Source organism: uncultured Dysgonomonas sp. (genome assembly GCF_900079725.1).
In the GTDB taxonomy this organism is placed as follows: domain Bacteria; phylum Bacteroidota; class Bacteroidia; order Bacteroidales; family Dysgonomonadaceae; genus Dysgonomonas.
Map to the genome: position 1 here is coordinate 231,615 of NZ_LT599032.1, position 14,709 is coordinate 246,323.

A 14,709-nucleotide genomic window follows, 5' to 3' on the forward strand; every position below is an offset into this window, starting at 1 on the left:
AAATTACTTACTAAAGTAAAAACACTATGAATATATTAAGATCTTACAAACGTACCCGGTATTTTTTATGGGTGAATATAACTGGGTTGGCCATTGGCCTGGCAGCATCTATCATGCTACTTTTGTTCATCATTAATGAACTGAGTTACGATAAACATCTGACAAATAAAGAGCGTGTTCTCAATATGGTAACTATTTTGGAAGAAAATGGCAATACCCACACATACGGTATAACTCTTCGCAAAGCGTACAGGGAATTGCCATCAAAAGTACCGGGAATTGAAGCGGCTACACAAATATATGATGCCGGCAATGCAGAGGTTATCAACAAAGATGAACATTTCCAAAACCTTAGGCTAGTATATGCTGACCCTGAATTTTTCACTGTTTTTCCGATGAAATTCATAGAAGGAACGCCTCAGGCTGCATTAGAGAATATGAAATCGCTGGTTCTCACGCGGTCAAAAGCAGAAGCCATGTTCGGCAGTACAGGTGCAGCCTTTGGTAAAACGCTTAAAATAGGAGAAGATGAAGTTATTGTATCGGCCGTAGTTGAAGAATTGCCCAAAAATACACATTTTACCTTCGACGTAATAGGGAGGATACCACAATATATGGAAGAGTTTGGCGGTCTGGAATTTGTCGTGTATTATCTGATAAAGCCGGATGTTTCCATAACTGATGTTTCAGCTGCCATTGAAAAAGAATATAGTTCGGAACTGGAACCTTGGGCGGCTTACTTCAATGGCAAAGCTCACGGTACGATACAGAAAGTAACTGATATATACATGCATTCACTATCTACAGACCGGTTCTGGAAACAAGGAAGTATGACTTTTATCTGGCTATTGTCGGGGTTGGCCCTCTTCATTCTCATTCTGGCTATAACAAACTTTATAAACCTCTTTATGGCACAGGGAGAAACGCGCATGAATGAGATCGGGATACGCAAAACGAATGGCGCCCGTATCGAAGATATTATAAGGCTATTTTTCAAGGAAGTTTCTGTCATTGTATTTGGTGCATTTGTTATCGGGTTTATTCTGGCAGTGATATGTACGCCATACTTTGCCGATTTGATAAGAAAGGATATAGACCTGATACAATTAGCAAACCCTTTATTTATTCTGTGTATTACAGCTCTTTTCATTATTACGGTTATATTGTCGGCTTTTTATCCTGCATTTTATCTTAGCCGCTTCAGTCCGCTGGACATTCTGGCTAAGCGCATCAAATTATCGAAACGCAGGCTAAACACCATTGTGGTAGTCGTACAGTCTATCATTACTATCATACTTATTTCCTTTATATTAGTTATCGATAAACAAAGCAATTATCTGCAAAACATTCCATTGGGATATAATCCAAATGAGGTAGTAAGTTTTCCTACAACAAGAGCTATAGCAGAAAGCTATGAAGCCGTAAAACAAGAACTACTCACTCTGCCTGAAGTAAAAATGGTAAGTGGTGCCCATCACACAGTCGGTGTTGGGGGTAGCGGGCAGGGAATTGCATTACCTGACAACAAAGAGAAAAGTTTTTCGATAAACGAGTACCGAATAAGAGCAGGTCTGTGCGAACTAATGGGATTTCAGTTGCATGAAGGAGAATTCTACAGAGAAGAGACTCCCGATAGTATCCGTCAGATAATACTGAACGAAGCTGCTATAAAGATGCTGGGACTGGATTATCCGGTTATCGGCAGACAGGTTGATTACAAAGGCCCTGCCGAAATAGTCGGAGTTGTAAAGGATTTCTATTACGACAATCCGGCGAGTACCGTGCAGCCGATAGTGCTCAGCCGCATCAGATGGGGAGGCCAGATTTATATAAAGTTCAACGAAAATGTGAACAGAAATAAAGCAGAAGAGATAACCCAAAACACTTTACGGAAATTCGATCCCAACTTCTATCTTAATCCAAAGTGGAGTAAAGATATTTATGACCAGAAATTCAGCACTATCAAGACTCAGACAAAAGTGATAGCTATAAGCTCATTCCTTTCTATCCTGATTGCTACATTAGGATTGGTAGCTATGCACCTGTACACGACCATGCGGCGGATAAAAGAAATCGGGATACGAAGAGTTAACGGAGCCGATAAAGCAAGCATTTTCACATTGCTCAGCCGCGATATCGTTATCTGGATTTGCGTGGCGGGAGCGATTGCCGTACCTGTAGTTTATTATTATGCAACCGACTGGCTCAATAATTATACAAATCATACAACTCTCGGCTGGAGTATATTTGTGTTTCCTATACTGATTCAATGTGTTATAGCTATTTTAGTGACCTCGTTGGTTAGTATCAGAGTGTTGTCACGAAATCCTATAGAAGCATTAAAAACAGAATAACCAATGAAATCAGTAATAAGAAACTTCATCTTCGTACTACGACGTTTCAAGACGGCAACATTCTTGAATATATTAGGATTATCTGTTGCTTTTGCATCGTTTATGATTATAATGATGCAGGTTAATTTCGATTCCAATTTTGATAAAAATATTGCAAATTCGGATTGTATATACCGTGTTGAACAGACTCATAAGGATGGAAGTAAACAAGCCATTATTTGTCGTCCTTTATCTGACATTCTGTTTCAGTCGTCACCTCATATTTTAGCAGGAACGATAACTAACTTCAGTACGGAGAAATTTTTCATAAAACCTATAACAGGGAATAACTCCAATTTGGGGTTTCAGGAGGAAATGTTCAGTGTGACATCAACCTACACCGATGTATTTCATTTCGATATGGCAGAAGGATCAGACAAGGCCCTATCCGAACCCGGTAAAATATTAATTCCCGAAAGTATAGCCCACAAAATATGGGGAGAAGAATATGCCATGAACAAACAGATCAAACTGGAGGACAATACGATTTACACCATAGGCGGAGTATATAAAGATTTTCCTAAAAACTCTTCTCTTCTGAATGTCATCTATTACAAAATACCGGACGATGAGAACAGCAAGCATTGGGGAAACAGCAATTATAATCTGTTCATACGAGTAGATTCTCCGGACGCTGTGAACGGATTGTTCGAAACATTCACAAAGTATGCTACCAATGAGCTGAATGAGGATTGGAAAGGAGTAATGCTCCAATTCACTCAATTGCCCGAGGTCCATTATACTACAGATGTGTTCTACGACAGGCATCCAAAATCGAGCCGTCAGACAATAGCAATATTGTTTGCCATTGCATTTGTCATCGTTATTATAGCCGGTGTAAATTTTACTAATTTCAGTATGGCTTTGACTCCTGCACGTATCAGAAGTATTAATACGCAAAAGGTATTGGGTGCAACAGAGACTGAATTACGCATCACATTACTTATCGAGGCCGTTTGTACTGCAATGGTTGCATTTGTCCTTTCGGTTTTATGGCTAAAATTGATGCAATATTCACTAATACAGGAGTTAGTAAACGGTGATATAGCAATAATTGCTAATTTATCACTAATTGCATTATCGGCACTAATGGCTTTAGTTATAGGTATTGTATCGGGTATATATCCTGCTTATTATATGACGTCCTTCCCGCCTGCGTTGGTCTTGAAAGGCAATTTTGGATTATCCGGAAAGGGGCGGAGAATGAGAAATATACTAATCGGATTCCAGTTTATTGCATCTCTGGCTCTGATTATGAGCGCCGGACTGATGTATATGCAGAATTACTTTATGCAAAATTCAGATTTAGGATATGATAAAGAAGAACTAATTGTAGTAGGAGCAAACAGTAAAGTAAAAGAAAAATGGGGTTTGCTCAAGACAGAACTAAAATCACACCCTGAAATAAAAGATGTTACCAAAAGCATGGTACTATTGTCGAGCAGTGAACAATATATGGGTTGGGGAATGAAATATAAAGAAAATTCGATAACGTTCCAATGTCTACCTGTCGACTATTCATTCCTTGATGTAATGGAGATTGATGTTACTGAAGGCCGGAATTTTAAGGAAAGTGATGCAAGTCGGTCTCACCCTTGTTTTATATTCAATGAGAAAGCAAAAAAAGAGTATAATATGGAATTGAACACAATGATAGACAGTATGGAAATCATAGGATTCGTACAAGATATAAAGTTCGCTACGCTCCGTACTGAAGTTGTACCAATGGCTTTCTATCTGATAACAGATAAAAACAATGGTATGGTCAATCAGATTTATATAAAAACGTCCAAAGAAGCCAATCCATATGTAGCTATTGAAACAGTGAAAAAGTCATTGAATAGTATCGATCCTGATTTTCCGTATAACATCCGCTTTTTTGATGATGTATTGAATAAAACGTATCAAAAAGAAAAAAAATTATCTATGCTGATAACCACATTCAGCCTGATAGCTATCCTTATCTCTATCGTCGGGGTTTTCGGACTGGTTATCTTCGAGAGTGAATACCGCCGTAAGGAAATAAGCATCCGTAAAGTAATGGGATCATCTATAAATGAAATACTCCTGCTGTTCAACAAGACATATATAAAGATACTCGCCGTCTGCTTTATCCTTGCCACGCCCATATCATATTATATAATCAATCGCTGGCTCGAAAATTTTGCTTACCGGACCCCAATGCATTGGTGGATATTCCTGGCAAGTGGAATTATAATATCCTTGATAGTGATCGTTACTGTTAGCTGGCAAAGTTGGAAAACGGCAAATATGAACCCTGTTGACTCATTAAAAAACGAATGATATAAATAAAAAAACAATTTAAATTTAAAAATTATGATACAGATTAATGATTTAAAGAAAGTATTCCGTACCGAAGAAGTAGAGACAATCGCACTGAACGGCATTTCTATGCATGTAAATAAGGGCGAATTTATTGCTATTATGGGACCTTCAGGCTGCGGTAAGTCCACCCTTCTAAACATTCTGGGATTATTGGACAACCCTACATCCGGACATTATCTCTTAGACAAAAATGAAGTAGGCAACTTAAAGGAGAAAGAACGCACGCAAACCCGTAAAGGGAATATCGGATTTGTATTCCAAAGCTTCAATTTGATTGAAGAAATGACGGTCTTCGAAAATGTCGAACTTCCCCTTACCTATCTGAAAGTAAAAGCATCGGAACGCAAAAAACGTGTAGAAGACACTCTCCGCAGAATGAGCATAAGCCATAGGGCAAGCCATTTCCCCAACCAGCTATCGGGAGGTCAACAACAACGTGTTGCCATAGCACGCGCTGTTATTGCCAATCCCAAACTGATACTGGCCGATGAGCCGACCGGTAATCTGGATTCTAAAAACGGAAAAGATGTGATGGACCTACTCACCGAGCTCAACAGGGAAGGCGCTACCATTGTCATGGTAACCCACTCTCAGCACGACGCGTCATTTGCACATCGTATAGTGAATCTCTTTGACGGGCAGATCGTTACCGAGGTGGAAAGCATGATGTAATGCTTCATACATATCTATTCCCTATGAATTAATGAAGTAATATACTTATGAAACAATTTTTCAGGAATTTCAGGAAACAAAAAACCGTGGGTATACTTAATATTTGCGGTTTAAGCCTCGGTATCATGGTTTCCATCACAGTCGGATTGTGGGCTATCAATGAATTATCCTTCGACAACTTTCATAAAAACGGAGAAAGGATGTATCGGGTAGTACAAAGCTTTGAGTATGGAAGTATTCCTATCAAAGCGGCCACAGCTTTTAAACCTTTGGGAGAATTGGCTGCGGCAGAAATTCCTGAAATAGAACAGATGTGCAGAGTCGTTATTGAAGACAATGGTATTGAGATTGACCGGATCACATATTTTAATGTGAGAAATATTATTACCGACCATAATTTCTTTTCATTTTTCTCTTTTCCCCTGAAAGAAGGAAATATTGAAACTGCTTTCTCTGCTCCCGACAACGTTATTTTGACAGAATCGGCTGCAAAAAGGTACTTCCCAAATAGAAATCCCATAGGTCAGACTGTGATCTTTCATGGATGGAAATTTACCGTATCTGCTATTATGTACGATATGCCGCGAAACTCTCATATACAAGCTGATATTGTTTTCCCTCTATTTTCTTTTTTCAAAGACTGGGGATGGGATAGCAGTTTTAAGTATGATACCTATTTTGTTCTTTCGCCAAATGCAGACATTCATTCTATAGAAAAGAAGGTTAGTCTGATAAATAAGAGAGGTATATCAGCTTTTATAGGCGATATTCCTGTAGAACTGGAGCATCTGCAAGATATTCATTTCAGCAAAACGAGTGCAAGTTTCGATAGTGCGATAAAAGGCAATGAAGGACTTTTAAAAACGTTTATTAGTATTGCCATAGCCATTCTTATCATAGCTTGCATCAATTTTACAAACCTTTTCATTTCTACTTCTTTCATCAGGGCAAAAACTATCGGAATCAAGAAATCGCTAGGAGCCGATAAAAAACTTCTTATACTGGACTTCTATAAAGAAACTGCGGCATACGTTCTGATTGCTGTATTTTTAGGCATATTACTTGCAATGCTGGCTCTTCCGGTTTTCAATAATTACACACAGTCTAATGTGATTATAGATTACCTTTCTCCTGAATTATACATCTTTATTTTTACTCTGGCAGTAATTACAATCATTATAGCCGGTTCGTTCCCAGCTTTTCAAATGACCAAATTCGGAGTTATAGAAACCCTTAAAGGAAAATTCCGGGGAAAAAAGATGTCTATATTCCAGAAGGTACTTATAATCATCCAATTCTCCACATCTATTTGCCTGCTCATCGTAGTACTTTTCTTTGCTAAGCAAATAGATCAGATACTGAGTCAGGATCTGGGTTTCGACAATAAAAATATAGTTTATATAAATGGCTGGGGAGATTTTGGCCGCGATTATAACGCTCTGCGTGAAGAAATGATACAAGAGCCCTCTATTATAGATGTAGCGATGAAACAATATGACCTGCCTCTTAGAGGAGGAAATGGAATAGGTGGAAAAAACGTAGAAACAGGAGAAGAGATATTGCTTGACCTGTCGGAAGTTTCACCTAATTACTTCGACTTCTACGGTATGGTATTCATTTCCGGGGAAAATCCTCTGTATGAAGAAAGTGCTGCTAGTTCCCGCTTCTGTGTCATAAATGAACGGGCAGCACAACTATTGGGACTCAAGGATCCTGTAGGTAAAGCTTTTCACATAATATCTGTAGGAGGAAAACTCAGCGAAAACGATGGAAAAGAGTATATTGTGAAAGGTGTGATACGCGATTCGTATGTAAAATCGTTATATCAGGAACCTGATGCTCAGATGTATCTCAATTTATCCAGAGACGATCACAATCCAATATTCTTCAAGGTTGCCGGAAACCCTCAAAGAGCAATAAAGACCATAGAAAAGAAATGGAAGCAAATGTTGCCGAATGTACCTTTCGAATATCATTATCTGGATACAACATATGAAGCTCAATATACATCCGAAATGAATGCCCGCAACGTATTAAGCTATGCATTAATTATCACTCTGATAATTACCGTCATGGGCTTATATGCGATGGTATTTTATTCCACCCAGCGAAGGATAAAAGAGATAGGTATCCGCAAAATAAATGGGGCTACTATTCTCGACCTTATCGCATTATTGAACAAAGACACTATAATATGGATAGTAATCTCATTCTTCATAGCCTGCCCCGTATCATATTATTTTGTGTCCCGCTGGCTCGATGGTTTCATCATAAAAACATCATTGAGCATCTGGATATTCCTGGGAGCCGGGGCGCTGTCTTTCATCATCGCAATGCTTACAGTCTGTTATCAGACATGGAAGGCGGCCAATATGAATCCTGTAAATGCAATACAAAATGAATAGTATTAGTTTCCATAGATAATTGTAATTGTAAAGGAGTATAAAAGGTTTAGAAGCAAACACACTCTTTCTCTTTCTTTCCTTGTTTTTAGCCTTTTGCTCCTTTTACAATTCATGTTAATTCAATAAGTCAAAGAACTCTTTATGTACCATATACCGTTTATACTCCGTCGCTTTCTGAAAAGCAAAAGTCTCCGTATTATAAATCTGCTGGGATTAACACTCATGTTTGCCTGTATGCTGGTTTCCTACACATACATCAAACGCGAACTCAGCTACGATAAATTCTACAACAATGCTCACCGGATAGTCCGCATGACTCTTTCATATGATGATAATATAGCCGACGGACGTATTTATGGTACCTCTACAAAACAAATATGGCAAAACATACCCGAGATAGAAGACGAGCTCAAATTAGAGATGGTAAACACGGCAATACTAAACCATAACGGAAGTAAGCAAGTACTTAATAATCTCTTCTTTGCCAGTGAAAACTTACTGAATATTCTCGACATCCCTTTAATAGAAGGTAATAGCAGAGAAGCATTCAAGTCCCCCGAAAGTGTCATTATCAGCGAACGCCTCGCACTCCAACTCTTTGGCAGGACAGATGTAATCGGCGAAAAAATAGAATTGAGCAGCAGACGCATTGAATCCACAGTGTATTTTATAAGGGGTGTATTTAAGAACATGCCGGAAAACACCCACTTTCATAGCGATATTATTATCCACAAAGCCGATTTCGACAATTTTTATCACTATGTGTATCTGTTGATGAAGGATGGTTATGACCTTGCTGACATCCAAAGCAGGCTGACTGCCAATTTCAAATCACAGAACCCGGATAGCAGGAATGCCATAATCAATCTGATACCGATGACCGATATCCATTTGCACAGCCATTTACTACGCGAAATGGAAACCAACGGTAATATATATTACATCTACCTGATAGCTGGTATCAACCTCCTTCTTCTTATAATCGTCCTGTTCAATCTATGGCTCAATTCCAGTGTAATCTTTTCTTACAATAAGCGGTACTACCAGTTGTTGAGAATGAATGGAGCTTCCTCTTCGGTAGTAATAAAAGACGAGACATGGGTTTCGCTACTCTTAGCCGTTATCTCCATATTATCAGGGAAGTTACTGTCGGTATTTATCGGCAGCTATTTCTCCATCTCATTCTCCGCTTTATCCATAACCGAAACAGTCGGCATCGCCATTCTTTTCATTCTTTCCACCATCTTTGTATCGCTGTTGCCTATCCTTATAAATATGTCGGCAACCGCCTTTCTGAATGATCAGGCAGACTTACGGCAATCCCGTTTTTCTATATCCAATGTAAAATACATGCTCATAGTACAGTATAGTATTGTCCTGTTCATTATCATTGTAGGTATCGGTATTAATAACCAAATGGCCCTTATCCGTAATACTCAGGTTGCAGGCAACAATGACAGTATACTTGTATTTGAAGAACAACCGCACGAGGTCATAGAAAACTATACTGCCTTCCGAAACGAACTCCTCAAACACAGCGAAATAGAATCGGTTACAGCCGCTATGCAACTACCGGGAAATGCTGTTCGCGACATGATTGTCATAACCACCGAAGGAAAAGACCCTGCATACATACCTGTACTTGTCGTCGGTGAAGACTTTATGCAAACCTTCGATATAAAGCCTGTAGCCGGAACTCTGTTTCCACCCCTTCGGTTATCATATGCGGAAGAAGCAAACCTTCAGCAGAGGAAGATGAATGAAGAAGGCTTTAAATCATCCCACAGAGACAATATCATAGTCAACAGAAAAGCACTTGGTCAATTAGGCTTCTCCTCGCCAGAAGAAGCTATCGGAAAAGAGGTGGGCATAGGCCACAATTCTCTCGACTATTTCCCTACAGGAATAATCTGCGGAGTAGTCGAAGATTTTACATACACCAATGTTTATGAAGATGCCATCCCTATGGTTATACTCCAACGCAATATGTTTATGAATTGCTTCATTATCCGCATTGCTCCAGGCAGTAACGAACAGGCTTTAGCTACTCTGAACTCTGTATGGGCTACATTAAACCCCGATTATCCGATCAACTACAAATTCTTGTCTGACTCTTACAAATCTCTATATGTGAACGAACTGAATGCTGAAAAGGTCGTATTATTCTTCTCCATACTGTCTTTCGTTATCACTATCCTCGGACTGATTATATTCATGGCCTTTATGATAAAGAACCGTATGAAGGAAATCAGTATCCGCAAAGTAAATGGCGCTACCAACAGCGAGATAGTCTTTATGCTCAATTTCGGATTGCTGCGATGGATATTCCTATCCTTTGTTATAGCAATGCCCGCCGCATGGTATGTAATGGACAAGTGGCTCGAAAACTTCGCATATAAAACAACTATCTATTGGTGGATATTTGTCCTTGCCGGAATATCAGTCCTTTTGATTTCTTTCCTTGCTATCAGTTGGCAAAGTCTCAAGGCAGCTCGTATCAATCCGGCAAAATCATTAAAAGGGGATTAGAATTCTTACTTCTTGCCCTTAAAGTTCTCTATTGCTTTCAGCAGGCGGTCCAGAGGGCCGATATCATAACGAAGATCGAAACGTATATTATTAAAGTCCAGCTTGTTGACAACACGGGTAGTTGCATTGTATTTCTTGGTATACGACTTACCTACAAGGCGATAAATATTATCGAGGTCTTTGGCCGGATGCTCCCTTGCTTGCGGATCGGAAGCATAAGGATCGAATCCCAGTTTATCTTTTATAAAGCGTCCTGTCAGCCGTTTGTCAATTTTTTTCAGGTGATTAGTCTCTGCCAGAAACCATGCCTCTATTTCGTGCACAGCTATAATGACATCGAAGTAGTGAGCATCATTCTTTAGCTTGTTAGGCAGAAACCGCAACCCTTTTTCGAGCTTTTCCAGATCGTCTATCGGCAATGGATACAGGTCGCGCAGGCCAATTATCATTTCATAGCCATTCTTTCGCAAAGTCTCCATATTGTCCAGTATCTCAGATTTCACACGGTTATCCGAACCACAATCGAAAATGAGCACTTCGTATTTCGGGTTACGCGAAAATGAAGAGTTCCGCACAATTTCTACTTTCGGGATATTCACTCCTCCGCGAAATTGTTTCTGTATAATATTTATCTGTTGAGTTCCCAGGATTTCCTTTATCAAGCGATTAACGAAAATCTGCTCGGTCTGTCCTTCAACAAAAAAAGCAATCCGTTTCATCAATCGTTATCTTCATCTATAACACCAAAACCTTTCTTGAAAAAGTCTGTGGCAAGAAAATCAAAGTTATTAAGTCCTGTATATTTAAAATCGTCGAAGGTATCTTTCGAATTAGTGTAATCGTAAAATATTGATTTACTACTCTCCCGCCCTATCACAGACCAGTAACGGAGTGGTATCTGGTTCATAACCTGCCTGTCGTTAGATGTCATAAAGAACTGCATATTCGATTTGTTGACTTTCTTAATTACCAGATCCATCATTTTCTTCGAACTTTCGAAATCGAGGCCTTCGCCCATATCGTCGATAAGCAGGCAAAGGGAAATATCGCTCAGCCGGGCATAACTCAACATAATGAACAAAGATAAGGCACGGAACATCCCCTGCGACATCTCTCGTTGCGAAATGGTATATTCTCCATCTTCTTCAATAAAGATACCAAAGCCGCCACGGGTTTCCTTTATATCGATATTTGTGATCGAATAGCCCAATTCCTGCATACCGGCTTTAACTTCCGATATAAACGTTTCTCCAAAAAGCTCCCACCCCTTGTAGAATGTGTATATGAGCACATCCGGGTCGTCTATGTCATGGTCATCCCCGTCTATTTGGGTATAATCTTTTACCAGTCGATTCTTCTCCAATTGATTGGCAAACAGATAATTCTTTAATGATTCACCCCATGATACAAAATTCGCAAAATAAGGTTTGCCTTCGGCATCGCATTGCGCTATGGCGATTTCGAAATCGGCAACTGCGAACGGAATATTCTCTCCCCGAGGGTTTAATAATATCTTTTTCGACCTGTTCAGTAATACTTTATTATTGAGAGTCAATACTTCATTTGTAACTATTCTGTCCTTAAAGGTCAAAGAATACTTGTAGTTGTCATTATTGCCATTGGTAAATATCAGCTCGAACAATTCGGACGGACTTATCGCATATTTCAAATCTATCCTGCCTGACAATAAATCTGCAATTTCACGGATAACATTCAATGTGCGGCTCTTACCCGAGGCATTCTTTCCCACCAATAGATTTATATTATTGAAATAAGCATAATCCCCTTCATTTCCCACAATGCACCATTCGCGGGGTTCACCTACATAACGTGTATATTTTAAAGCACTTAGTATCATTCTAGTAATAAATTTAGATATTATGAATAGCGTATAAGTAAAGCAACGTATTTAATACAACATTATTTAATGACAACTAACTATTGCTGTTACAGACGAAATAATAATAAAAAGATCTGGAACCTTATCTGCTGTTTCAGATTCAAATATACGTTTTTTTCGGTAATCGGTAAATAAAAAGCAGCAAGCCTTATTTCAAGTTTTTGATTACAATCTCATTTTTACATTCATTAACTATATATAGTTAAAATGTAACGAAAGTAACCAAAAGTAATGAAGAATGAAGAATTAAGAATTACTTTAATTGAAATGTCATTACAAATCGATAGCTCCTCCCCCATTCTTCATTCTTAGTTCTTCATTCTTAATTGTTATCTCCCTATCCACTGCTGCTACAATTTCAGGATCATATGCCCCACCCGCTCTGAAATCATTTTTCTTGAGAATCATTAACTGCCGTTTAGTTTCTTCATCAGGTACTTCAATGATTAATGGACGAGCCTGAAAAGAACGTTCTTTTGCCTTCTCCTGTGCTTTATCATGGCGTTCAAGCACATAGCGGATAGCTCGGATGCTTGGCGGACAGTGTTTCTTCTTTACAACACGGCATTTTTCGTAATCTTCTACAGAATTCTTCTTGTCGGGAATATAGACTATTTTTTCTTCTTTCTGCACATATCCTTCCAAAAGCTGTTTCAAACCCATACGGGCCGAAGCAACTAGTGTTTCTTCTCGGCAGGTAATAGCATCATCTACCGCTTCTTTAAACTCTGGGCGGGTTTTCTTCCAGTGGTAGAAAGTCTTAGGATTGATATTGACGATCTTACAAATTTCGGACACGCCGAAAAGGTCCTGTTCTATCATTTCAATGATACGGGTGGCGGTTTTGTTGGAATATTTCATAACAATAGAGGTTTTAAACTCCTCTTGTCTGCCCCTACGGGGAAAATACAAAGAGGGTATTGGTTAGTAAATTAAATGAATAGCTAAAAGCTCTTTAGCTATAGATAAATGAATTGAAAATTGATAATAATCATATATTATTAATGCAAATCAGTAGTTGAGTATTAATGTTGGATTTATCTATACATAGCTACTTTCTTTTCTCATTATTTGCAAGCTTTCTCTTAGGTCTGCCGCGCCCTCCCGGGCTTGTCCTCACTTTTGGCATTGCCAAAATGAACATTCAAACACAACAAAGTGTAGTCTATAAAAAACGACTAATAAAATCCAACATTTCCATACTACAATAATCACTTCAACTACTGATTGGCATGAATAAAAAACTGGGCGAATTACATCATGATTAATTTAATAAAAAAAACAGGAGCAGAATTATTCTGCCCCCGTTCCCATTATTTATTTCTATTATTTACAATTTCACATTCTTACCCGTCTTGCTGCTCTCTATGGCCGCATTGAGTATCTCTACAACTATAAGGTTGTTTTCTAAAGAAGACAGGTCGGTAGGCTTCACCTCAATTTCGCCACGTACAGCAGCTTTAAGGTAATAGAAAGAATCGTTGTACGGTGCGGTCAGCTTTTCGGCTACCATCTTATTCTCTTTCTTATCCGAATATACACGCATATCATTTGCATTATCCTGATATATATAGCCTTTTTCACCATAGATATGCATATCCTTGCGGCTCATCGGCCAGTTCCACGAAGCCATGATAACAACTGTGGCATCAGGATACTCAAGCATTATAGTTGCATCATCGTCCACTTTGGGATAAACCTGTGGTTTCAGATGCTGCAATGTAGCGGATACGCTTATAGGCTTCCGGCCTCCCATCAACCATGTACTCAGGTTTGCTCCATAACAACCAAAGTCTACAACAGCACCACCTCCATTGAGCACCGGATCGGTAAGCCAACGGAGAAATTCCGGTCCACAACCGATTTCTACAGGACCCTGATGTCCATCATATACATTTATACGCGATATCCGGCCAATTGCATTTTCATTCTTAATCAGGTCGTAAGCTTTATGATTGGCGGCATACCATGTTGTTTCATAATTGGTAAGCACCATTATATTATGCTTGCGAGCCAGTTCTGCTATGCGTTTTGCTTGCTCTGTTGTGGTAGCGAGCGGTTTCTCTACCATTACGTGTATGCCACGCGGTGCGCAGGCTTCGATTACACGCAGATGGTCATATATGCTTTCATAAACAATAACAGCTTCGGGCTTGGTTTTATCCAGCATTTCATCCAGATTCTCAAAGAATTTACTCTTGTCTACTTTTGCCCGTAATGTCTTATTGTTCCAAAGTGAAGTATCTTTTTCAGCAATACCTACCACTTCGAAATCACCCCTGTCGAGGCGGGAAAGGACTTCCCATAAGTGCCCGTGCGAAAGGCCTGCCACAGCAAGGCGGAGCGGTTTATCATTTTGTGCCGATACAATTGCGGATATAGCTGATAAAGCCATTATCAGAAGGATTTTAATTTTTATCATGTGTACTTACAGGTTAAATTAACGTTGTTCAAAGGTAAAAAA

At 39.1% G+C, this 14,709-nt stretch carries 9 protein-coding genes; 5 read left to right on the forward strand and 4 right to left on the reverse strand.

Annotated elements, in window-relative coordinates; translation table 11 throughout:
- Positions 1-26 precede the first annotated feature (26 nt).
- The 5 genes from QZL88_RS00985 (at position 27) to QZL88_RS01005 (ending at position 10,345) form a co-directional block, all read left to right on the forward strand.
- Positions 27-2,354, forward strand: coding sequence for an ABC transporter permease (locus tag QZL88_RS00985; protein ID WP_296938025.1), 2,328 nt, complete (start codon positions 27-29; stop codon positions 2,352-2,354).
- 3 nt (positions 2,355-2,357) lie between these two features.
- Positions 2,358-4,697, forward strand: coding sequence for an ABC transporter permease (locus QZL88_RS00990; RefSeq protein ID WP_296938027.1), 2,340 nt, complete (start codon positions 2,358-2,360; stop codon positions 4,695-4,697).
- Between the two features lie 33 nt (positions 4,698-4,730).
- Complete coding sequence (locus QZL88_RS00995; RefSeq protein ID WP_291113210.1) at positions 4,731-5,411, forward strand: ABC transporter ATP-binding protein; 681 nt, start codon at positions 4,731-4,733, stop codon at positions 5,409-5,411.
- A gap of 47 nt (positions 5,412-5,458) precedes the next feature.
- A complete protein-coding gene (locus tag QZL88_RS01000) occupies positions 5,459-7,816 on the forward strand; it encodes an ABC transporter permease (RefSeq protein ID WP_296938032.1) in 2,358 nt (785 codons plus the stop codon).
- 141 nt (positions 7,817-7,957) lie between these two features.
- Positions 7,958-10,345: an ABC transporter permease gene (locus tag QZL88_RS01005; RefSeq protein WP_296938033.1), complete on the forward strand. Its 2,388-nt coding sequence runs from the start codon at positions 7,958-7,960 to the stop codon at positions 10,343-10,345.
- Between the two features lie 5 nt (positions 10,346-10,350).
- On the opposite strand, the gene QZL88_RS01010 is transcribed toward QZL88_RS01005, so the two are convergent.
- From QZL88_RS01010 to QZL88_RS01025, 4 genes are all read right to left on the reverse strand, one after another.
- Complete coding sequence (locus QZL88_RS01010; protein WP_296938034.1) at positions 10,351-11,064, reverse strand: DUF4276 family protein; 714 nt, start codon at positions 11,062-11,064, stop codon at positions 10,351-10,353.
- Positions 11,064-12,203 (reverse strand): AAA family ATPase, encoded by a 1,140-nt coding sequence (locus QZL88_RS01015; protein WP_296938036.1) that lies wholly within the window; start codon positions 12,201-12,203, stop codon positions 11,064-11,066. The genes QZL88_RS01010 and QZL88_RS01015 overlap by 1 nt, the downstream gene beginning before the upstream one ends.
- A 315-nt stretch (positions 12,204-12,518) precedes the next feature.
- Positions 12,519-13,106, reverse strand: a complete 588-nt coding sequence (locus tag QZL88_RS01020) for a hypothetical protein (protein WP_296938037.1) — start codon at positions 13,104-13,106, stop codon at positions 12,519-12,521.
- 469 nt (positions 13,107-13,575) lie between these two features.
- A complete protein-coding gene (locus QZL88_RS01025; protein ID WP_296938038.1) occupies positions 13,576-14,667 on the reverse strand; it encodes a Gfo/Idh/MocA family oxidoreductase in 1,092 nt (363 codons plus the stop codon).
- Positions 14,668-14,709 lie beyond the last annotated feature (42 nt).

Excerpts from the sequence above, each read along its gene's own strand:
- QZL88_RS00985 (WP_296938025.1), top strand. The coding sequence starts at position 27 with ATGAATATATTAAGATCTTACAAACGTACCCGGTATTTTTTATGGGTG.
- QZL88_RS00990 (WP_296938027.1), top strand. The coding sequence starts at position 2,358 with ATGAAATCAGTAATAAGAAACTTCATCTTCGTACTACGACGTTTCAAG.
- QZL88_RS00995 (WP_291113210.1), top strand. The coding sequence starts at position 4,731 with ATGATACAGATTAATGATTTAAAGAAAGTATTCCGTACCGAAGAAGTA.
- QZL88_RS01000 (WP_296938032.1), top strand. The coding sequence starts at position 5,459 with ATGAAACAATTTTTCAGGAATTTCAGGAAACAAAAAACCGTGGGTATA.
- QZL88_RS01005 (WP_296938033.1), top strand. The coding sequence starts at position 7,958 with ATGTACCATATACCGTTTATACTCCGTCGCTTTCTGAAAAGCAAAAGT.
- QZL88_RS01010 (WP_296938034.1), bottom strand. The coding sequence starts at position 11,064 with ATGAAACGGATTGCTTTTTTTGTTGAAGGACAGACCGAGCAGATTTTC.
- QZL88_RS01015 (WP_296938036.1), bottom strand. The coding sequence starts at position 12,203 with ATGATACTAAGTGCTTTAAAATATACACGTTATGTAGGTGAACCCCGC.
- QZL88_RS01020 (WP_296938037.1), bottom strand. The coding sequence starts at position 13,106 with ATGAAATATTCCAACAAAACCGCCACCCGTATCATTGAAATGATAGAA.
- QZL88_RS01025 (WP_296938038.1), bottom strand. The coding sequence starts at position 14,667 with ATGATAAAAATTAAAATCCTTCTGATAATGGCTTTATCAGCTATATCC.